15 protein-coding genes are annotated in these 21,086 nt (G+C 49.9%); 4 read left to right on the top strand and 11 right to left on the bottom strand.

Translation table 11 applies throughout. The features are described from left to right. Positions 1 to 89: 89 nt before the first annotated feature. The 7 genes from PDUR_RS04240 to PDUR_RS04210 form a co-directional block, all read right to left on the bottom strand. Complete coding sequence (locus PDUR_RS04240; RefSeq protein WP_169744886.1) at positions 90 to 5,315, bottom strand: S-layer homology domain-containing protein; 5,226 nt, start codon at positions 5,313 to 5,315, stop codon at positions 90 to 92. Between the two features lie 241 nt (positions 5,316 to 5,556). Beyond that, the gene (locus PDUR_RS04235; RefSeq protein WP_042205232.1) at positions 5,557 to 6,798 is read right to left on the bottom strand and encodes an MFS transporter; all 1,242 of its coding nucleotides are present in this window, start codon (positions 6,796 to 6,798) and stop codon (positions 5,557 to 5,559) included. Positions 6,799 to 7,114: 316 nt separating this feature from the next. After that, positions 7,115 to 9,304 (bottom strand): alpha-galactosidase, encoded by a 2,190-nt coding sequence (locus PDUR_RS04230; protein WP_042205231.1) that lies wholly within the window; start codon positions 9,302 to 9,304, stop codon positions 7,115 to 7,117. Between the two features lie 23 nt (positions 9,305 to 9,327). Next, positions 9,328 to 10,353 (bottom strand): LacI family DNA-binding transcriptional regulator, encoded by a 1,026-nt coding sequence (locus PDUR_RS04225; RefSeq protein WP_042205230.1) that lies wholly within the window; start codon positions 10,351 to 10,353, stop codon positions 9,328 to 9,330. Positions 10,354 to 10,499: 146 nt separating this feature from the next. Further along, complete coding sequence (locus tag PDUR_RS04220; protein ID WP_042205229.1) at positions 10,500 to 10,850, bottom strand: hypothetical protein; 351 nt, start codon at positions 10,848 to 10,850, stop codon at positions 10,500 to 10,502. 13 nt (positions 10,851 to 10,863) lie between these two features. Continuing rightward, positions 10,864 to 11,553: a DUF2271 domain-containing protein gene (locus PDUR_RS04215; protein WP_052410026.1), complete on the bottom strand. Its 690-nt coding sequence runs from the start codon at positions 11,551 to 11,553 to the stop codon at positions 10,864 to 10,866. Positions 11,554 to 11,610: 57 nt separating this feature from the next. Beyond that, entirely contained in the window at positions 11,611 to 12,357 is a 747-nt protein-coding gene (locus tag PDUR_RS04210) for a FadR/GntR family transcriptional regulator (RefSeq protein WP_042205228.1), read from the bottom strand. Positions 12,358 to 12,650: 293 nt separating this feature from the next. Here PDUR_RS04210 and PDUR_RS04205 point away from each other — a divergent pair, with 293 nt between their 5' ends. Both PDUR_RS04205 and PDUR_RS04200 read left to right on the top strand, forming a co-directional pair. After that, complete coding sequence (locus PDUR_RS04205) at positions 12,651 to 13,769, top strand: ABC transporter substrate-binding protein (protein ID WP_042205227.1); 1,119 nt, start codon at positions 12,651 to 12,653, stop codon at positions 13,767 to 13,769. 88 nt (positions 13,770 to 13,857) lie between these two features. Then, positions 13,858 to 14,595: a class I SAM-dependent methyltransferase gene (locus PDUR_RS04200; RefSeq protein ID WP_042205226.1), complete on the top strand. Its 738-nt coding sequence runs from the start codon at positions 13,858 to 13,860 to the stop codon at positions 14,593 to 14,595. Positions 14,596 to 14,617: 22 nt separating this feature from the next. Here the strand turns inward: PDUR_RS04200 and PDUR_RS04195 are convergent, their stop codons facing one another. Further along, positions 14,618 to 15,448: a helix-turn-helix transcriptional regulator gene (locus PDUR_RS04195; protein ID WP_456238436.1), complete on the bottom strand. Its 831-nt coding sequence runs from the start codon at positions 15,446 to 15,448 to the stop codon at positions 14,618 to 14,620. Between the two features lie 167 nt (positions 15,449 to 15,615). Between PDUR_RS04195 and PDUR_RS04190 the strand changes: the two genes are divergently transcribed. Both PDUR_RS04190 and PDUR_RS04185 read left to right on the top strand, forming a co-directional pair. After that, complete coding sequence (locus PDUR_RS04190; protein ID WP_042205224.1) at positions 15,616 to 16,782, top strand: MFS transporter; 1,167 nt, start codon at positions 15,616 to 15,618, stop codon at positions 16,780 to 16,782. A gap of 63 nt (positions 16,783 to 16,845) precedes the next feature. Next, the gene (locus tag PDUR_RS04185; protein ID WP_081949381.1) at positions 16,846 to 17,952 is read left to right on the top strand and encodes a GerAB/ArcD/ProY family transporter; all 1,107 of its coding nucleotides are present in this window, start codon (positions 16,846 to 16,848) and stop codon (positions 17,950 to 17,952) included. Here PDUR_RS04185 and PDUR_RS04180 read toward each other — a convergent pair. Genes PDUR_RS04180 through PDUR_RS04170 form a run of 3 tightly spaced genes read right to left on the bottom strand, consistent with a single transcriptional unit; the run spans position 17,949 to position 20,897 of the window. After that, positions 17,949 to 18,182 (bottom strand): hypothetical protein, encoded by a 234-nt coding sequence (locus PDUR_RS04180; protein ID WP_156130294.1) that lies wholly within the window; start codon positions 18,180 to 18,182, stop codon positions 17,949 to 17,951. The genes PDUR_RS04185 and PDUR_RS04180 overlap by 4 nt on opposite strands. Further along, complete coding sequence (locus PDUR_RS04175; protein ID WP_233277542.1) at positions 18,179 to 19,351, bottom strand: Ger(x)C family spore germination protein; 1,173 nt, start codon at positions 19,349 to 19,351, stop codon at positions 18,179 to 18,181. The genes PDUR_RS04180 and PDUR_RS04175 overlap by 4 nt, the downstream gene beginning before the upstream one ends. Positions 19,352 to 19,361: 10 nt before the next feature. Next, positions 19,362 to 20,897: a spore germination protein gene (locus PDUR_RS04170; RefSeq protein WP_052410024.1), complete on the bottom strand. Its 1,536-nt coding sequence runs from the start codon at positions 20,895 to 20,897 to the stop codon at positions 19,362 to 19,364. Positions 20,898 to 21,086 lie beyond the last annotated feature (189 nt).

Raw genomic sequence — 21,086 nt, 5'->3', positions numbered from 1 at the left:
GTTGATGCGGGAAGGCTCTACATCCGGAAAACGAGACAACCGCTCCCCAAGTCGGGAAGCGGCTGCTGACTATGACTCGTTTCCATACATTACTTCAATTTATTGTATACCCGGTAGAGAATCTGTGCGGTTTCCGCTCTCGTTGCCGTACCGGTCGGATTCAAGCCCGAGCCGCTTCCTTGAACGATTCCGGCATTGACCATAGCGGCCACCGCAGCCTTCGCGTAAGAGGCGATCTTGGATTGATCGCGGAACCGGTTAAGATCGGCTGCCGTACCCGAAATCTTAAGACTGCCCGTTACTTCCAATGCGCGCATAATCAACACCATCATATCCTGTCTCGATATGGTCTCTTTAGGATTAAATTTCCCATCACCCGCGCCTTTGGCGATGCCAAGCTGTCTGACAATGCCTAAAGCCTCATAATAATAATCGGCGGCGCGGACATCGCTGAAGTTGGAATTGAAATCGGCCTTCAGATCGAGCATCCGAACCAGCAGCACCATGAAATCGGCTCTCGTCACGGGTTTGCCCGGTTCAAATGCGGTGCTGGAAGTGCCATGAATAATTCCTTTCTCAGTAAGCGCTCCAATTGCCTCCTTCGCCCAATCGTATTTAGCGTCCACATCTTTGAAAGGAACCGCAGCCGGAACCGTTGAAGACTGTACAATAGGCGTCGGTGTTGACGTAGGCGTTGGTATCGGTGTCGGTGTTGGTGTTGGTGTCGCTGTTGGTTTTGGGATCTCCGTCGACTGCACCGGAAGCTGTGTCGGCGCTTCGCTCGGCGTTGGTGATGCGCTCGGTGTCGGTGTTGGCGTTGGCGACTGCCCCGAATTTGAGGTATCGCCTGCCGTGAAGCCCCAAATGTCGGAGCGGGCCGAACCGCTGTATGCGTCTTGGGCCACTGCATACCATTGGTAGTACATTCCCTTTTGCAAACCGCTCCAATGAATGGTGGCGTTGCTTCCGCTGGCGATATCACTCTGTTCGCCAATCTTGTCTCCAGTATACACCTTCACTCCAAAATAGTCGGTGGCTACCCGTTTCTTCATCGGCTGAAGGTCGGCATCCAGATCGAATTCATCCTTGCCCGGATGTTCACCGGGTTCATAGAAATTATAATCGTCCAAATAAGGCGAGTAGGTCTTCACATGAATCTTGTTATTCTTGAGATCGAACTGCAGGAGACGAATGTAGCCGAGGCCGCCCATTTCGGCTCCTTGATAGTCGGCCAGCATTTGGTACACCTTGCGGTCCGCCACGCCGTCCCCGTTGTCATCAATTTGATCGACTAGTTCTTCGGCGTCGTGATAATGCCCGCTCAATACGGCAATGACATTCGGGTTAGGCACAACGACACGTTCATAAATTTTGTCCGCAATCGGAGCGCGGTTCCCGGATACAAGCAAATACTCGTGGAAATTGAGGATCGCCTTACGATCCGGGTACATTTTCACCACATCGTTCACCCACTCAATGTCCTCGTCGCGAATATCCCACCCCATATAGACAACGACAAAATCATTCCCGCCTGCTGAAATCAGATCGTAGTGGCCTCTGTTATTGAGATAGGAACCTCCAAAAGTTGGCTGGCTCTTGAAACGCTGCTCACCAAAATATTGATAGAATTTGGTGTAGTCGGAACTCTGATGTGACACGTCATGGTTGCCTGCGAGCACGCCATAAGGAATTTGGGCATCCTCCAGCACCTTCATGTCCTTGTCGGCTTCCTGCCATTGATATTCCTTATCGGCCTCGTCAACAACGTCTCCGGTATGAATGACATATTTGATGTTCATATCATCCTTATGGTCCACAATCCACTTCACATTGCCTCTATAAATATCGGGATAACTCTCAGAGTAATACTGCGTATCCGACATCCAGACAAAGCTGAAATCGTAAGGGTCCTGGCTAACCGGAATCTGGTCCTGAACAATGACATGAATGGTCCCGTCCACGGCATAGTCGCCAGCCTGCACCTCAGCGGTTAAGGCAAAATCTTCGCTGCCCGCAACCCTGCCGTCCAGCTTTTCCCACGTACTCGATACTGGGCTCCAGGCATACATGCTGACCTGACGTCCCTCCAGCGATTTCCCCTGCCAGTCGATCTCAACCGAATCTGTGGCTTTGATGGAAGGATCAAGCTTTACTTCAAACCGGTGATACGGAAATTTCTCGTCCGAATCATTGTTCAGATATTGCCCGTCGGCGGTGCCGATCAGGCTGTACTCTTCCTGCGTAAAGGCCTGCTCGCCTTCCGGCTTCAGCTGCCCCGGAGGCTCCACTTCCGATGCGTTCTTGTAAGCGGTGAATCCCGCGCGATGCGCGCCATCGAAGAGGTAGCCTTTATAGAAGCTCACCTTCATCGAATCGTTCGTCGGGTCCTGCACCTTCACCGTCAGGTCGCCTGCGGCGCCGGACTGCTCACTCACAGGAGATACAAGCTCCGGCTTCAGCGGATTTTCATTCGGCACATTGAAGGTAATGATCTTGTCCGCGGCATTGCCGATCTTGTCGGCCGCCTTGATGGTCAAGGTGTGATTACCCGGTTTCAGCTTGGATGAAGAGGTTGCATAAGGCATCTCGATCTTTTCCCCGTCCAGAGCCGCTTCCGTGGATTCGATGCCCGCGAGGGCATCCGTAATTTCGGCATTTAGCGTAAATTCGCCGCGATACGTTTTGCCGTCCTCGACGGTCGGAACAATGGCTGGAGCTATATTATCTACCGTAAAATCAACCGTCTTGTGTCCATATTCCGCGCTCTGAACGGTGACTTGATGCGGGCCATCCGGCAGCTTGGTCGTATCTAGGTCATAGGCCTTGGATTTCAACTGCCCGTCCGGTAGATTGAAATGAAAATCCACCGCCGGGAATCTGCCCGCGCTGTCACCCATTTTGATCTCTTTAGCTGGGTTCGCGTAGGCCGGATCATAGACAACGGTGCCTTCCGCAAAAACAAGCCGGATATTCTTCACCGTGAAATCGTCTTTATTCTCTTCCGGACGATCGTCGAACGGCGAGGATTTCGTTCCCGCGCGGACCGAGATCACATTGTCACCTGCCTTCAGCCGGGTGGCGGCAATCGGCACGGAGAGTGTCGTATACGTATTGATCGGGTCCATAAACGTATATAAAATTTCATCGCCGATCGTTACGCCGTTCTTGAAATAATAGTTGACCGAATTGGCGTCAAAAGCGAAGAACGCGTCCTGCTCGACTGCGTGATACGTTCCGCTTGTCAGCGGCTTGCCGTCGATGTCAAGCTGCAGGGTGTCCGGCCCGGCCTGCTCCGCCGTTCCTTTGACCGTCTTGGTGCCGCGAATCAAATCGCCGTCCTTGATATTAAGCCGAAGCGCGCCCCGGTCCGGCCCGCCGGTTATATGGACTGTGTAAACATTCGAAGTGACCTCATGCGTTCCGTCCGATACCACGTAGTAGTATTGCACGGAGGACTTGCCGATCAAATCCGGTGAATAGAGAGTAAAATGATACATTGTGTCATTGTAATCCACATACAGGTAGCGGCTGGAATAATCATTTTGCTCGCCGGTCTTATAATACAGCTTCACCGATTTGACGCTTTGATTGTCCCCGGCGTCGCCCACGATCGCAAGGTTCTGTGACTGGTCGATACTGCTCTTGCCCGTCATATCCGCAATCGTCGGCGGCTCGGTGTCATCCGGTACCGTTACCGGCACTTCAGGCACTTGACCCGAACTAACGCTGCCCGGGGACGCGTTCTCCGTACCGGAACTCAGCTTAATCATGGTATTGCTGCCGTTGGCCGGATACTTATACTGAATACCTTTGTTATCGGCCGTTTCATTGGTCAAAGACCCGTCGTAATAAGCGGCGGAAATGTCCGCATGCGTGTTGGTGCCGATCGCTACACCGCGCTTGGAGCCATTGGCCATACCGTCCGAATAGATTTTATAGATATCCTGATTTTGGGTCAGATTAGTATGGAAATTCGCGTTGAAGTCGGCAACCGTCTTGCTGCCATTGCCGTTGTTAATGACCCAAAAGACAAGCGTCTTGCCAGGGCCGATCATCATGTCCTCCCGGTCGGTCGGCCAGACGAGATCCGCATCCGGTCCCGAGTCCGTGTACCGGTAATAGATTTTGTAATCCTTCAGATTGATGGTCTTGTCCGTATTGTTGTAAATTTCGATAAATTCGTACCCGTCCGCTCTGTTCACATTGGTTGTATTTGGAGCAAGCTCGGTTACCAGCAGCGGCGGTACCTTGGACGGATCAAAATCGGGTAGGTTCACCTGGACCGTGTAGACATCGGTATCCTTCGTGCTCCATCCGTCATTAGCCTCTATGTAATACTGCAGCTTGTCCTCTGTCAGCCTTTCCTTTGGAATCGCAGCCTCAAAAGCAACATTATCGTTCGCCGACCTATCCGCGTTAATGCTCATCGGCAGCCGGGTAAACACAGCTTCGGAGTCCAGCTTGTAGTACACGGCTGCGGTTACATTCGTCGGGTCGCCATATACATTCGCCGTAACGTCGGCGGTAAGCTCCAGATTGCTGTCATAGACAGCTTCCATAACAGGGACATGTTGAATGGCCAGCGTTATGCCGGATTCGCCGGATGGTTGTTCCGGCATAAATTGGCTTTCAACCGTTCCCGGCGTCGCCCCGTGCGCACCGGCCGCATAATCGCCTGTCGTCACCATCAGCATGGCCGTACTTCCGCCCGTCGGATAGGAATAAAAGATGCCTTTGTCTTTCTGGGTCTGGTCATCGTTTTGGTAGGAAGCCGAGACGACAATATTCCCGCTGCCATCCTTAAGAATTAAATCTCGCGGGGCGCTGTTGCTCATGCCTCCTCCACCCGATACACGGAATAGGTTCATGCCTTCGGTCAGCGAGGTGCCGTAATTGCCGTTAAAGTCGGCGGCGGTAAGCCCAGTATTATCGTTGTTCATCACCCATAACACTACCGATTGCTGGGCTCCGATTACCGGATTATCAGCCGAAGAAGCCAACGGCCAGACCGCATCCACATCCGAATTGCTCGCATTCAGATAGTGGTATTGCAGACTGTAATCTTTTAACGAAACCGCTTGGCTTGAATTGTTATACACCTCGATAAACTCATAGGCGTCTACCGATTTCCCCGACACGTTCGAACTGTCCGGCGTAAGCTCCGTGATCAACAGCTTGGGAATTTTCATGTAATCCAACGTATCCCCAATTTCATTCGCACGTGCCTTACTTGCGCCGTATGGTGTCAGCAGACCCGACAGCAAGCCGGCAATTGAAGCATGTAACGCCAGCTTTTTAAGCACTCCTCTTTTCAATGGCTCCGCACTCTCCGTTCTCATAGTAATGTCTTGATTTCCTCAGTGATGAAGTGGCCAACATCTACTCACCAGCTGCCAAATACCTAAATCTTAAAATAACAATCAACTGTAAAAAGTCTGTCAACGCTGTATCATCAGGTTGTAAATATTAATACCTATAAATTTCCACTCAATAGCACAAAGAACCCGGACTGCCGTCCAGGTTCTCTCAATTTATTTATCGCTTTTGCCGCTCTATTCAACTCGCTTCTTGAGCGCTTACATTTTTCACAAGAACCATTTTTTTGCCGGATAATGTGAAGATTGAAATGGCAGTGAAGATGAGAGCAATGGAACCAAGCAGCAAGTATGCGCTTTTAAATCCAACCGTATCATACATGTTCCCCGCGATGGTCGACAGGAAGATAGCTCCTACTTGCTTGGAGAACTGGAATCCGATCAGATAAATCGTCGCTGACAATCTCATATCAAAATTCGCCGAGATGTATTTGAAGACGGCCACCAGCAGGATCGGAACTTCCAGGGCGTGCATTAATTTTAACAAGCTGATCGCAACCGCTCCGTCCGCCACACTTGATCCCAAGATCCGGATAGACATAATGAAACCCGCATACAGCAGAGCATTTTTCGCTCCGATTTTATTAATAATGAACGGCGCCAGGATCATTACAATCGCTTCCAAAAAAATCTGTAAGGTTACGAGGTTGCCAAAGACTTGGGTTCCCTTCTCCGGTGTGGCAAAGAAATGGGTAAAATATACGGCAAACTGCTGATCATAAACATCGTATATGCAGCCAACGCCAAGGACATACAGCACGAACATCCAGAACTTTCTGTTCTTAAAAAGCTCGAGAGTAGATCCTTTGGGAGGCGCCGCTATTTTGTCTGCATTTGCTGCGTGAGCCTCGGAATTTCCCATCTTGGCGAAGGAGAACACAACGGCCAGCAGGAGAGCCATGCCAGTGCCGATCCAGAAGATCAAATCGGGATTCGTATTGAACAAATGCCCAGTAACAAAAGTACTTGCCGCAGCGCCAATGTTCCCGAACACTCTGACCCGTCCGTATTCAAACCCGTTCAGATGACTGACTCTCTCAATATAAGCTTCGATTGCGCCAACTCCGCCATTGAAAATGGCTCCCAGGTAAGCGCCGCCAATTACAGCCGCCAGTATAATATTTCCCTTGAGCAAGGCAGGAAATAAGTAAACGAAGAACGGTCCGATAAACACCAATAGTCCGATAAACAGCCAGAGTAAATTCTTTTTCAGGCCGAGCTTATCTGACACGATTCCGAAAAAAGGTTGAAAGCAAATCGCTGCAATCGATATTGCCGAGAAAATTACGCCTGTCTTGGTGGAATTCAGGCCGCCTTCTTGGGTCAGCCATAGAGATAAAAACATCGTACAAGCAGCCCAGATAAAGAAGTAAAGCATAAAGAATACCCCAAAAATCCAATAATTTCTGTTAAGCGTTCTCATTAATTCTCCTCCTTCAACATGATAAGGCTTCCAAATAAGAAGAAACAGCTTCGCCGTCCTCTGGAAGAGGAAGGCATTCGTTTCTCGTAAAAATATCAGGTTAAGGATAAGCGCAAAGCTCATACTTTCTGATATTTCAAGTAAAACGCTTTCTATAACGTAACTAGTTAAATGCCGGTTGTTTTTACTAAAATGAGTATACCAAAGATAGCGCATACATTCAATAGAACGTTTGCATTACCTGAAAAATAGTTCTAAAGACAGTAAAACGGCCCTTCCCTAAGGGAAAGACCGTAAGTTTACTTCATTTTTTTAATTAAACTTCAGTAAAATGCCAAACGTAACTGTGGAAATCCCGCTCGGCCTCTGTAGGAATACTCAAGCCGACAAAAGCAAGCTCATCCCCGCCGTATACCTCATCCGTTCCGGCCAGCCGGTATTTCTTGGTTACATCAATTCCGTCCAGCTTCAGGAACTTGAGCGGAGCCGCAGGCTCGGCCAGAACATTGAAATAGAAGGCGATGGCTTCTTTCTTATCTTGATCGGCAAACAGCCAGGCCGTATCGTTTCCTTCAAACGGGCTGAGCAGGCGGTAGAAATCCCCGAATTGAATTAAGCTTCTAATCTCCTTGTACTTGGCTACCTGCTGCTTGACCGTCTCTTTCTCCTCATCCGTCAGCTTGGTCAGATCCAGTTCATAGCCCAGGTTGCCGGACATCGCCACGTCGCCCCGCATCTCCATGGAAGTAATCCGGTGCACCTGGTGATTCGGGACTGCGGATACATGGGAGCCCATCGTAATGATCGGGTACACGAGGCTTGTGCCATACTGGATTTTCAAGCGGGAAACGGCGTCGGTGTTATCGCTCGTCCACGTCTGCGGCATATAGTAGAGAATACCGGGATCGAATCTTCCTCCCCCGCCGGAGCAGCTCTCAAACAGGACCTCGGGAAAGGAAGATGTGATGGCATCCATGACTTTGTATAACCCGAGCATGTAACGATGCGCCGTCTCCCTCTGTCTGTCCGCAGGCAGGGACGCCGACCCGATCTCCGTCATATGCCGGTTCATATCCCATTTCACATAGGAAATCGGAACCGTGCCAAGTATCGCGCTTACTTGTCTGATAATTTCTTCACAAACCTCTTCCCTCGAAAAATCAAGAATCAACTGATTCCGGCTCTCGGAACGGAGACGATTCGGCACATGCAGGCACCAATCCGGATGCTTGCGGTACAGATCGCTGTCCACCGAGATCATCTCGGGCTCGAACCACAGTCCGAACTGCATCCCCATTCCTTTCACACGCTCTGCCAGGGTATCCAGCCCTTCCGGCAGCTTCTCCCGGTCCACGAACCAGTCGCCGAGCGAGGATTTGTCGTCATTTCTTTTTTCAAACCAACCGTCGTCCAGGACAAACAGCTCGATTCCTAGCTCCTTGCCGGCGCTCGCGATATCGAGTATTTTCTCGGCATTAAAATCGAAGTACGTCGCTTCCCAGTTGTTCACCAGAATAGGCCGTTCTTTGTCACGGTGGAGTCCTCTTGTCAGCCGAGTGCGATATAAAGCGTGGAAGGTTCTCGACATATCTCCAAGGCCTTCGGATGAGTACACCATAACCGCTTCGGGCGCCTGGAATTCTTCGCCGGGTTCAAGCTTCCAGCTAAAGTCAAAAGGATTAATCCCCAGCGTCACTCTTGTATTATTAAATTGATCCACTTCAGCCTGGGCCAGGAAATTACCGCTGTATACGAAGTTAAAGGCGTATACCTCGCCGGAGGTTTCATTCGCGCCTGGTCTGAGCAGGGCAATGAAAGGGTTATGCTGGTGGCTGCTGGCGCCACGGCTACTCTCGATGGACTGGATTCCATGTCTGAGCGGCCGTCTTTCGATATGTCTCTCTTTTACATGGGCTCCATACAAATGAAGGAAATCGAAGTCGGCATCCTGGAAATCCACGCTTAGACTCAATGCCCGCAGCAGCTTTAGGGACTCCGAACCCTTATTCGCGAACCGCACCGATCTTGTGATGACATTGAACTGTTCAAACACGGTATAGCTTAAAATAACCTGCAGCCCGGACACTTTATCTTCCGTTACGATCTCAAGCGTTTCCGCTTCCTGTTCATTCTCCACATATGTAGCAGGAAGGCCTTCCAAAGCAGGTTTCCCCTTAAAAATGGCATGTGACACGTAGCGCAAATCGGATACCGTCGATCCGTTCTCAAGCTGGACCTGGTAAGCGGGCTTCCGGTAATCCGTATTCCCGTATTGAGGATACTCCTGTGGAAGCGTATCGAGAGAGAAGGCGCGGTCTTCCTTATATGGATTTCCGGAAAATCCCCGGTCGAGCAGCTGAATCCGGTTGGAATGATGGTATTCATTGATTTTTCTACCCCAATAAAGATGAAGCAGGAATTCATCACGAACAATTCCGATCACATAACTGGTATCCTTGGCTTGCAAATGAAAAAGTCTGTTCTCTGCATCAAATCGAATTCCCATCGATCTTATCACTCCCATGATTATTATAGTTTCGGCCCTGTGCTGTCTCTTACAACAAGTTCGGTCGGCAAAATTACTTTGAGCGGCACTTCTCTTCCGTTCTTCAGGCGGTCAACCAAAAGCTTCACCGCGGTTCTTCCCATCTCTTCCGTGTGGATCTTGACCGTGGACAACGTCGGATTCAAAAAGGCGGAGGCATCGATATCATCAAAACTAAAAATGGAAATATCACCGGGAACTTTAATGCCTGCTTCATGCAGTGCTTTCATGGCCCCTATGGCCATAGGGTCACTGGCAACCACGACCGCGCTCGGAAAAGGCTTCATCCCTATGAGCTGCTTCATCAGGGTATATCCGCTCATCGGTCCAAATTCCCCTACCAGAACGTTATCCGCTTGAAAAAGTCCCTCTTCCTTCATCACTCTCTCATAGGTGCTGAGCCGGATATCCTCTTTTTCAATCACTCTTCCATTATGGATGCTGCGGATTAAACCTTTACCGCCGATGTAAGCGATTTGACTGTGGCCAGCGCTGAACAGGTAGTTTAAAATCTTACGAGTAGCGGTTTCAAAGTCGGAAATCACGACATCATAATTCTCCTCCTCGGGTAAGAAGTCAACAAATACAATGCTGCGATTCTGGACATAAACGTCTTTAAGCTCCTCGCTGTTTACGTCTCCCAGAACAATAAGCCCGTCAAGGCCAGCCATTTTCCCTGGAGAAAAATCGCTTTTGCCAATATTGAAGACCGAGGCAATCTTGACCGAATATTGATCACACACACTCTCGACGCCTTGTCTCATGGACATGAAGTAAGGGTCAATAGCCTCATCATTAGTCAGAATCAAGCCTATGTTAAAGGCTTCCTGCCCCTGAACGGCTTTGGTTCTCTTTCTTCTTCCAGGCTTATAGTTCAGCTCATTCACAACTTCCAGAACCCTCTTCCTCGTTTCACCCGAGACGGAAAGCGAAGGGTCATTGTTCAATATTCTGGATACCGTAGCCGTTGAAACATTTGCGGATTCCGCAATATCCTTAATTCTCGTCATATTGTTCACAACCCCACTAATTTACTAATAAATTTACTTAATACTTAGTAAACTTCATATTCCTAATATATCAAAGAAATCGTTTTCAATCAATGTTTTATAAAAAAATCCCGAGCCTGCCGGTTACGGCTTGCCCGGGATTTACTTCAAGATAGCCCAAACTCATTTTTCAACGTTTGCGTCATAATGTCGATAGGAGCTTCCACTCCCGTCCATAATGTAAAATTAACCGCCCCTTGATTAACCAGCATTCCGAGTCCGTTGATCGTCTTCGCGCCGCGGCGCTCGGCTTCCTGCAAAAAGACGGTGTGGGGATCATTAAAAATAACGTCGCTGACCGTCATGTTCGGCTTGATCGTATCGTAGTTCACATCAGGTTTATCGTTGACATTCAGATACAGCCCCACCGAAGTGGCATTGACCGGTAGGATTCTCATCAATCGGGCAGCCGAAGGCTCCCACAAGCTCCGAACGGTAATTCTTTCCCATCTGGTCATCTTCCTCCTTATTTTAAGGCGTATACACGGCGGTCACTTGGCCAATCATGCCGCTCTGTGTTGCTTCTTCGGTCGTATATTTCACAGCGGCATCCGACTTGGTCCGCTCTTTGCCGACTGCAATCGTTCCCTCGTACAAGATCCGATTCTCCCAATGGGTCGTTCCCTCCACATAGAACCGGTAACTCCCCTCTGGAACGGGGCGGCCATCCTGATCCTTACAGTCCCAGGCAAACTTCAACGGACCGCTGGAAAGAGTCGCTCCCGAGACCGCGTCCGCCTCTTCCGGCGAGGTCTGCGCCAGTCCCGAATGTTCCACCCAAGTCGGAATGGCCTCCGGCCGCAGCTTATACCCTCCGGTAGCGATAAACCGGGTAGCATAGAGCGTTTTGACAAATCGGCCTTTGCCGTCCTCAACCCATACGGCGAACTGATTGGACGCTAGTCCGTCCTGGCGGACGAAAGGAAATGAAATCTCCAGCGTTCGGTGCGCATCCCCCGGCTGTGCAGAACCTGCGGCCTGACCCTGCTCTGCGGCGTCAGAAGAACCGCCCGGAGAAGCAGCTGGCAATGGGCTGACTGCCGCACCCGAAAGTGCCGGCTGGCTGCTTGCTCCCTCCGGGCCGTCCCCGCCGCAAGCCGCCCCCAGCAGCACAAGCAGAAGCGCCGTAGATAACAGTCCGGCGCCCTTGATCATTTTCATGACAGAGTAACTCCTTTCGTTAGATAGCCCCGCAAAGCGCGGACAATGCTCCGCTGTTTATTCCCTTTTGCCGTCGAAATCCTCCTTCAGCTTGTCCACGTTGAGAGCAGCCCGAATGTGCAGAATATGCTCTCTCATCGCCCGGTAGGCGGCTTCGCCGTCACGCTGCTCGATGGCACGGACAATGCTATCGTGATAAGCGACCGATTCCTCGACGTGGAGCGGGTTCACCGTGTATTTTTCATCGAAAATATGACGGCTCTGCCCTGCGTGGCGGACAGTATCGATGATCTGCAGAAAGAAGTTATTATGAGCGGCGGCGGCGATTCCCAAATGAACCTCGTTGTCGCGTTCCAGCACGGTTACGATATCCGCCTCTTTCTCTGAATAACGGAGCACCGTCTCTTCGTGCCTGCTCATCGCCTCTTTGATCTTGTCCAAATCCTCGTCCGTACGGTTCATCGCGGCCAGTCTGGCCGCATCGGCCTCCAGCAGGACCCTCGCTTCAAAAATCTCCTCGATCAGGGAACGGTCAAACAAGCGGTAAGTCCGGATGATCTTGCCGATCACGCCGGGATTATACTCGCTGACGAACGTGCCTTCTCCCTGGCGTGCCTCCAGAATGCCCAGCGTCGACAACGCGGAAATCGCTTCACGCAGCGGAACCCGGCTCACTCCAAGCCTGTCGGACAACTCGCGCTCATTGGTCAGCTTATCGCCGGATTTCAGTTCCCCGTTCTCAATTTTTTGCAAAATATACTGAATCACGTATTCTCTGATGTTCTGTTTCTCCACCGACGGCATAGGGTTGCTCCTCTGCAAAACAAAATGGTTATACCAATACTGGTATAACCATTTTACCGCTGCTCTATTTGTTCGGTCAAGGAAGCAGGGGATTGTTCCATTTACTTAACTAATCTCTTGAATTTCAATAATCATATTTAGTGCATATGAATATAAATTAATATAATTTAGACATATTTAGTACATTGCTTTATGAATATTGCTCTTATATAATGGTCACTAACATTGTCGAAACATATCAAATTATGTTTCAAATTATGTTTCAAACGCTATTAGAATCAGGGGGAATTGTGATGAAAAACAGGCGAGTCTTATTAACTCTATTACTGTGTATGCTTCTGCTGATGCTTCCGCTCTACGGCTGCGGGAATGGAACGAACACGGCGGCGGACAATACTCAGGCCGGGGAGCAGCAGCCCGCTCCATCCGCTAAAGCGTCCTATACCATTGTCGATCAATTAGGCCGCACGGTGGAAATTCCGGGGAAAGTGGACAGAATCGTTGCTCTGCAGCACCACACATTGGATATTATGCTGGAGCTTCAGGCTCAGGACAAGCTGGTAGGCGTGTTGCGCGATTGGGAGAGCTTGCTTGGAAGCTATGCGGCCGATGTGTATCCGGGGATACGGGATTTGGAAACTCCGGGGTCGATCTCCGAATTGAATGTTGAGGCTGTCGCCAGCCTGAAGCCGGATGTCGTATTCGTGTCCAACCAGATTCCGAAAGAGACCCTTGCGCAGCTTGAACAGCTTGGCATACCTGTTGTTGGAATCACTTTGTATGTGGCGGATAAAGAGCAGGCTTCAACGATAAACCCTAGCCTTGTTAATCCGGATGAGGCTTACACCGAAGGACTCAAGCAGGCGATCAACCTGATCGGCCAAATTACAGGAACAGAAAATAAAGCGGCAGATCTATGGAATTATGTCGTCAGCAACCGGGCCATCGTATCCGAACACTTGAGCGCGATTCCCGAACAGGACAGAATCAAGGTCTATATGGCTAACGAGAATATGTACACTTACGGTACAGGCAAATATGTCGGTGTGGCCATGGCCAAAGCAGGCGCCCGCAACGTGGCGGAAACGATTAAAGGGTACAAACAGGTCAGTGTTGAGCAGGTTACAGCGTGGAATCCGGAAGTGATTTTTGTACAGAGCCGCTATGCATCCGTACTGGAGGAAATACGAAAGGACAAAGCATGGGCCTCAATTGATGCTGTGAAGAATGGCAAGCTGATTATCGCGCCCGATTATACCAAGCCTTGGGGCAATCCTACGCCGGAATCCATGGCCCTCGGCGAAATTTGGCTGGCCAAAACTTTATATCCGGATGCATTTAAAGATGTGGACCTGAACGCAATGGTCCAGCATTTCTACCAAACCTTCTACGGCATTGAGTACAAAGAATAGTACATTACCGATCACTGCTTCGACATGTTAGCGCATTTCGGGGCAGTGATTTTTTTAGAAAGTTACTATAAAAGGAGCTGAGTAAGTAATGCAAGAACGAATTAACAACTATTGGACGGATCGGGCCGATGATTTCAGCGAGCTGCGGCTGCATGACTTTAATAGCGGTCTGCGCGGGAAATATACCGAAGTGATCAAGGAGCATTTGCCGAAATTGGACTCGCCGAGAGTATTGGATCTGGGTACAGGCGCCGGCTTCTTTTCTTTTATTATGACGGATCTGGGTTGCAGCGTAACCGGCATTGATTATTCAAGCGCGATGCTGGAAAAGGCCGAAGCCAACGCCGCCAATCTGGGGTATACCGGGATCGTATTCCGGCAAATGGACGCCCAGGACCTGCTCTTCCCGGATGAGAGCTTTGATTTCATCATCACCCGCAATGTCACCTGGACGCTCCCCGATCCTTACAAGGCGTATAGCGAAATGTGCCGCGTACTTGCTCCCGGAGGCGGGGTATTAAATTTTGACGCCAACTATGGTCAAACCTTCAAGGAGGCCGACGAGAAAGGAGAGCAGCTGTGCCATCCCACCCAAACCGCCGAACAGCTCAGGGAACGCAATGCCATTGCCAAGTCCTTGTACATCTGTGAGAAGACGCGCCCGCAGTGGGATGCGGAGGTGCTGCTCTCGCTCGGCATGAACTATATCGAGATGGATCTGGATATTATCCGGCGGATCAGAGACGAGGCCAACACCGACGCGAGATACTCCACCATTTCCCGGAGCGTGACCTCCTCGCTGTTCATGGTATATGCGCGAAAATAGTAGGTACAGCTTCACGCCCTTATCAGTCCGCCAGCAAGCTCCGCAGCTTCTCCAGCGTCTCCTCCGTCTCGGGCATATGCACCGTCACCAACAAGTCCGGCGCGTCGCTAACCTGAAATGAAAGGTGGCCGAGAATAAGCTCTCCCACACCGGGATGATGGAGAACCTTTCTTCCCTCCGGTGTATTCAGAACGTCATGCCGCGGCCACCATTCCTTAAATTCCTCGCTCTCCTTGGATAGTCTAGCGATCATTTCGGGCCACCACGGGTCATCGATAAACCTTCCATAGGAGGCGCGGAATTGGGCTAGCCGCCTTTGCCCATGCTCTTCCCAACAATCGAGCAGCTCCCTCATGTACGATGATGTGAATATGCGCCAAACAGAATTGCGCTCAAGCTCCGACATCTCATTATAATCTCCAAACACCGCGCATGCGGCCCTGTTCCAAGCAATAAAATCCCATCTGGGATTCGTCACATAAGCCGGACTTGGATTCTGATAGTCAAGAAATTGCTGTACCGACGGACTTAAGTGAAGCTGGTCATGCTTGTTGTCTAATGGAATGGTCTGCTCGGCCAGTAGGAACAGGTGTCTTCTCTCGGTAGAACTCAGTTGCAATACCCTCGCCAGTTCCTCAAGAACCCGAGACGACACACGTATGTCCCTGCCTTGCTCCAACCAGGTATACCAATCCACGCTCACCCCCGCTAACAGAGCCACTTCTTCACGCCTCAGACCCGCCGTGCGCCTTCTTCTTCCCAGTGGTAATCCAACCTTCTCCGGATTCAGCCGGGCCCGTCTTATTTTCAAAAAATCCCCAAGCTGCTTATTACGTGCCAAATCCATATCTATCATACGATCCTCCAATCAAAATAAGGTAGGAGAGCCAATCCCCTGATTCGCCCTTCTCTGGCTACTCTTCTGTTCCTATTATACTATGTTAAAAGTTTCTCCCGCCGCCCGGACTCCCGTAGTGTACATACGTTTTAGTCTGTTTTTGATCTTAGGAGGTTATCGATATGAAAAGAATGCTATGGACCATTTTGATTATGGCTATTGGAGCTACGCTCTCTTCGCCGCTGTACCCTTTATACCAGGAACGATTTCACCTGAGCAGCCTCGGGATCACGTTATTATTTGCCGTTTATGCCGCGTTTCTCTTGCCTGCGTTATTAATAGCGGGGCCAATTGCGAACGTCTGGGGATTAAAAAAAGTGACGATGACCGGTGTTGTTGCTTCGATGGTATCAGCCTTCCTGTTCATGGCAAACAATCAGGCCTGGACACTTTACCTGGCCAGAATTTGTGAGGGCGTCGGGTTTGGTACATTCATGGGAACCGCCACAACCTTGTTGTTGCAGCAGACTCCACAAGCCAAAGCGGTCAAGGCATTGTCTTTATCCAGTATGGCCGTCATGCTCGGATTTGGACTGGGACCGGCGATTAGCGGTTTGCTCATTCAATATGTCCATTTCCAGCCGCTTCGTTTGCCGTATATGCTGCTCTTAGTTTTGTTAATCAGCGCGGCCGTTGCTCTGTGGTCAATCCCTGACAATCATTCGAAAAAAAACAAGACAAGCTCAATGAAAATCAGTATCCCCAAGAGTATCCGGCCCGTATTCTGGTCATTTATTGCCCTGTCCGGATTTATCGTGTTCTCTCTGAATGGCATCGTGCTATCCCTAATACCTTCTTTTGCCAAAAATATAATTCATACCTCTAATCTTTCCGTTTCCGGATTGTTAATCTTGCTTCTTCTCGGCGGGGGCGGATTAGCCCAGCGGATTTCCTGGCCTGGGGAGCTTGTCACCCGGCTTCGGCTCGGCATCCTTTTTCTATTAATGGGCGCATGGTTGATGATTATTTCCGGGGAGACGGCAAACCTTGGGTTCCTGTGGACCGGAATATTCATTCAAGCGATCGGCGGCGGATGGGCATTTCAAGCAAGCCTGCAGATGGCTGGAACCGTACCTAAGCCTGAAGATCGGGCGGGCGTCATTTCAACGTATTACTCCGCATCCTACTCCGGATTCATCATCCCGATTGTTGGCGTGGGTTCGCTGAGTTTGTCTTTTGGCTTATTTCACTCCCTGATTATTTTGAACGTAATTGCGACAATAATCGTAATATTTCTTGTTGGTTATTCATTTAAATGCAGAGGCTTATTAGGCGAAGCCGAGTTATGATGTGATCATGTTTAAACCAGATTGTAATGGAAAAAATAGAAGGATACCAACCTATGAAGAGATGTGAGAGTAAGCGTGCAATCCAGCGGCAAAATATCCGGTTATCAGCTCAGCCTGCTTTTTTTCACCTTTATCGTTTCTACTCTGATCTTGTCTGTTCCGGGAATCATGGTGGCCTTCGCCAAGCAAAATGCCTGGCTGTCGATACTTCCGGCTTCATTAACAGGGATCGTGAACATCTATGTACTGACGGCACTGTCCAGGCGCTACCCCGGTCAATCCATCATGCAGTATACGGCCGTGATTTGCGGGAAATGGGGCGGTAAACTTGTCGGAGTTTTTTTCACTTACTATTTGTTCTTCTTTATTTCCAGCACTGTAAACGAACACGCGCGATTTCTAAACAACGTTCTCCTGATGAATACGCCTTCGCTCGTATTGATCATAACGCTGCTGTTACTGTGCGGCCTCGCCGTACTGGCCGGAGTCGAGACAATCGGCAGATGCAATGAGATCATCGTACTGATCGTCGTTATGCTGCTGCTCCCCATCTTCATCTTTTCCATCCGGGATGCGGACCCCGCAAGGCTGTTTCCTGTGCTCGCGGAGGGGCTCGTTCCGGTCATCAAAGGTTCGGTCGTTCCGTCCGCCTGGATGAGCCAATTCTTCTTCTTGGGCTGGTTCCTTCCGCACTTGAACGAGAAGCCGCAGCAGGTCCGCAAAAAATTGCTTACGGCGCTCTGCGGTATCGTTCTGCTGATTATGGCCATCGACGCCCTGACCATCATGGTGTTCGGTCCGATCACGCCGCGGATGAATTTCGCTTTTCTAAATGTCATCAAATACACCGATATAATCGGGCCTTTGGAGAGGCTCGAAGCCATCGCCATTATGATCTGGATTCTCGGTATTTTCATCAAAGTGGCCATGCTGCTGTATATGCTCTGCATAAGCGCAACCCAACTGTTTGGCGCGAATAATTACCGAAAAACCGTCGTTCCGATCACGGTGTTATCTGCCGTCGGTTCCGTTTGGATTTTCAAAAATGCCGCCGGATTTCAAATTTGGATTACGTTCACTTATCCGATTCTGGCTCTCTTCATGCAAAGCTTGCTCCCTTGTCTGCTGCTTGCCATTGATACGATCAAAGCAAAGCTTGTAAGCCATTAACGGGATAAAATCGATTTCCCAATAGATTCAAACACAATTTTGTACGGCAGGACAAAGGTCGGGAACTCGATACCCGCGATCAAAAGCGAGCCGGCGGCGGCGGAAACGGTCATGGATAACCCATAGATCCAGGCTTCCCGCTTCTCGTTCCGGCTCCACAACCGGCGGATTTGGATGAAAGTGAAAGCACCCAGACAAAAGATATATAGAGTCGGCAGTATAAACATCAATTCAAGATCTCCTTGTCTTTAAACTGTAAGGCAGGTCCAATTTCACCGGTATTGTTGATGGCGAGATTTACCGTTACAGAAATATCGGCCTCCGCAAAATAGCGGTCCCACTCCTTCTCTACGGCGCGCCACTTCTTCGGGTTATTTCTTTGCAATTGCTGGCTGAAGCCGACAATATCCGCATGATACTCGGTTTGGATTTTGCGTAAAAAGGCCTCCATATTCTGGATTACCTGTTTCTCAAGCGCCTTTTTCACCATGCTAAGATTCTTCGAGTCGGTTACGTCAAGCGGGGAATCGTTCTCAACCAAATCTCCTTTTGCTGCTAGATCAATATGAAATTTGAGCGGATTGCTTTGCCAATCGGTCTTGATTTTTGTCTTGCTGGAGGTTATGGTAAAAGCCACATTTCCTATGCCTTTTGGCAGGCCGGCAGCGATGCCATCCCCCTTTTTATTTCCCTTGAACCAGAGAAATTCGTGCGTCTCCGTATTATTTAAAAACCCGACCAATTTTGAAGATTTAAAAATGGCCGTTCCGGTTATACGGAAGAGTGGCTTTTCGCCTTTTTTCCCCGAGCTGCGATAAACGGTTGGCTCCAATACACCGGTTGTCGGGCTCGTCCCCTCGCTTGCAGATGCAATCATATAATCACGCAGCGTAGCGACCGTTCCTTTTCCCTGAAGCAGCTCCATTTCCTTCAACGCTTCGGAGGGGGCTAGCTCATAAGGGTATTCAACTTGAAGAAGATCCCCCGCTTTTTTCCCTTTGACGACCAGTATATAGGCTTTCAAACGGTTTCGCGGATTGCGGGTGAAGGTATCCAATATATCATTCAGTCCTTTTATGGCCAAATCCTCTCCGACCAGGATCACGCTGCGGTGCGAAAAGAATAACGTTCTGGACATTTTTTGTTGAAGCTTTTGGTCAATTTCAATTCCGTTTTTTCCAACATCCGAAATCAAAAAGAATCGCTCCGTTTCCTTCGAGGCGCCGGTCGTTTGCGAGGAAGGCGACGGAACGGCGACCTGAAGGGTTGCCTGTAGTTGCCCGTCTTCCGCCAAATCAATCGCGGTTGCCATAACCAAACCGATATCGTTGATTTCTTTCCGGTCCCAACAACCGGTATGGATTAGCAGAATTAACAGCACAAGCCAGATTCGCATCACTCGCTTCAAGCTACTCTCCTCCTTCCGGCCGCGGTGCTTTTACGGCTCTTTCGTAAGAGGGGGCGGAAAGGCCGCTGCCATTGTTTCTGGGCGCCCGGATCCAGACATCCTTGAAGGCTCTCAGAGAAAAGGGAGCTACCGGCGTAAAATAAGGAACCCCAAACGATTTTAAATGGACGACATAGAGCAAAATGCCCAAGAATCCGAGCGCCATCCCGTATAATCCCAGCGATCCCGCCAGAAGGATGATGGGAAACCGCAGCAGGCGGACCCCGTTGGCGAAATTAAACCGTGGAATGAGAAATGCCGCTATGCCTGTCGTCGATACGACGATAAGGATGGGCGCCGAAATAATACCCGCCAGCACGGCCGCCTGTCCGATGACAAGACCGCCGACGATGCTTACTGTCTGGCCTATAGCCCTTGGCAAGCGAATACCGGCTTCCCGCAGCGCCTCAAACATAATTTCCATGAGCAACGCTTCGATCATGACCGGAAAAGGCACCGGTTCCCGCGCAGAAGCGATGCTCAGCAGCAAGCTGGTCGGGATCATTTCCTGATGATAAGACGTCACGGCAACAAAGAAGGAAGGGGCGAAAATAGCCACAAACAAAAAAATAAACCGGACCCATCTCGTGAAAGTGGCTACGGGGGAGTTAAGATAATAATCTTCGCTTGCCTGTAATCCAGCCCAGAACGTGGTGGGTACGATCATAACGAAGGGAGTGTTATCGACCAGAATAGCAACTCTTCCTTCCAGCAAGCTCCCTGCAACGACGTCCGGCCGTTCCGTTATTTGTACATGGGGAAAAATAGGAAACGGATCGTCTACGATCAGTTCCTCGATGGTGCCGGATTCCAATACGCCGTCGATTCGGATCGAAGCGATTTTGTTTTGCACCTGATCGATGACGGTAACATCGGCAAGTCCTTCGATATAAGCAACCAGCACCTTCGTTTCCGTCAACTCGCCTACGCTATAAGCCTCCATTTTCAGACGCGGAGTACGAAGATAATTGCGCAGCAGCCCAACATTGACGGACTGTCTTTCAATGAACCCTTCTTTGCCGCCTCGAATGACCTGTTCCGACGATGGCTCCTCGATCGATCTTTGGATCGTGGCATTCACTGCAAAGCAAACAGCGTGATCTTCGCCTTCGGTGAACACGGCAGCATGCCCGCGCAGAATGAGCCGGATAACTTCCGACCATCTGGACGTTACCACCTTTTTGTCAACCGGCATCGATTCGCCTTCCCATGTTTCCGTCTCAACGGCTGCCCGGTTCTCCTGATCGGCCGTTAACGGCTTCACGAGCTGCTCGCTCACTTTCTTGTCATCTGCCAAGGTTTCTAAATAAACAATAAGCTGCCGAAGTGTCCCGTCTTGATGATAAATTTTGCGGCACACCAAATCCGAGCACCTGTGAAACGCTTGCTTCACAAAAGCTTCATTCTGACTGATCTCGGCAGACAACGTTTCTTCTGTGGCAACAGGATCTTCCATAGCCGGGGTGCTGCTGCTCAGCCGTTTTCGTCGCCAGATCATTATCCGTAGCACCTCCGTACACAACTTTTACTGTTTATAGCATGTGTCGTATTCCATACATTTATCCAAATTAATGGAATATGAGGAAATGACTCGTCAGCATGATGGACACGTTTTCCGTAACAGATGTGAATTGACAACCGAATTTTTTTAAAGTAAACTTACTTTCATGAGTCCGGAACGATCGTT

The organism is Paenibacillus durus, assembly GCF_000756615.1.
GTDB lineage: Bacteria > Bacillota > Bacilli > Paenibacillales > Paenibacillaceae > Paenibacillus_AQ > Paenibacillus_AQ durus.
The sequence above is the reverse complement of the archived record's forward strand: the minus strand, read 5'-3'. Positions and strand labels throughout refer to the sequence as shown.